At 63.5% G+C, this 1123-nt stretch carries 1 protein-coding gene and 1 pseudogene; one reads left to right on the top strand and one right to left on the bottom strand.

All coding sequences use genetic code 11. From position 1 onward, the window contains the following. Positions 1-126: pseudogene (locus EOA60_RS34110) on the top strand (ABC transporter ATP-binding protein); the annotation flags it as partial. A gap of 360 nt (positions 127-486) precedes the next feature. Here EOA60_RS34110 and EOA60_RS34105 read toward each other — a convergent pair. Further along, the coding region (locus EOA60_RS34105) for an FAD-binding oxidoreductase (RefSeq protein WP_164899817.1) at positions 487-1123 on the bottom strand (637 nt) is incomplete at its 5' end.

Below are 1123 nucleotides of genomic sequence, written 5' to 3'. Positions count from 1 at the left end.
CAGTATCTGGATTTCTGCCGCGAGCTTGCCGACGAGGTCAACATCATGGATCGCGGCCAGATCGTGCATACCGGCCCCGCCGAGGATCTGGACAGGCCCGATGTACGCAAGCTCCTTACTGTCTAGGTTCAGTCGTCATCCTTTGGCCGAAGCGCCGCAAAACAATGTCGTTTCGATGGAAAGTCCGTAGAAGCGTGCCATGTTCTGCGCGGCATCCTGCGTTCGATATTAAGCCGATAGGGCTGAGCAAAGCATGGGATAAGAATCGCCGATCGGGGAATGCTCGTACAACGACACTTATGAATCGCTTGTCGCGCAGCGCCCACGCGCTCCAATCCGCGGCCGCGGTTTGCTGGGGGCGAACTCCAGTCTGAGCCATCCGAAAGCGACCTTTCTGCTCACCCAACAAGCCGTCGTTCGGACAGATGGAAAGCTCCCTTCTTCCGCGTCAAAGGACGCCTGAGCCCAGGGGATCGACTCGCCTCGTCAGGCTCCGCGATTGAAGCGATCTATCCTAAAATCGTCGAGGGCCGTTTCGCAGTCGCCAGTCGTGATGAGCTCGGCCATGGCGTCGCCGACACCCGGACCGAGCTGGAAGCCGTGCCCGCTGAAGCCGAAGGCGTGGAACAGGCCCGGCGTCGTCGACGAGCGTCCCATGATCGGCAGCATGTCGCGGACATAGCCTTCGCAGCCCGACCAGGTGCGGATGACCGCGACTTGCGCGATCGCCGGCAGCAGCCGCGCGACGGCCCGCAATTGCGTCGGCAGGCGCATGGGGTCGGCGGCCGCATGGCCTGGATCGAGGTCCACCGACACTCTTTCGGCCGCGCCGCCGAAGACGATGTTGCCGCGCTCGACCTGGCGCAGATAGGCGCCATAGTCCTTGTCGCGCGTCCAGATTCCGACCACCGGCAGGATCCGGTGCGGCAGTGGCTCGGTCACACCCATTTGTGGACCGCGGGCATCGAGCGGGACCTCTTCGCCGAACAGCGCGGCGACGCGCGCGCCCCAGGCGCCGGCGGTGTTGACCAGGCATTCGCCGGCGAAAGCGCCTTTTGAACTGGCGGCAAGGAAACCGGAGTCGGTCCGCTCGATCCTTTCGACCCGAGCTTCGTCGATGATT

This window comes from Mesorhizobium sp. M1A.F.Ca.IN.020.06.1.1, assembly GCF_004023265.1.
GTDB lineage: Bacteria > Pseudomonadota > Alphaproteobacteria > Rhizobiales > Rhizobiaceae > Mesorhizobium.
The sequence above is the reverse complement of the archived record's forward strand: the minus strand, read 5'-3'. Positions and strand labels throughout refer to the sequence as shown.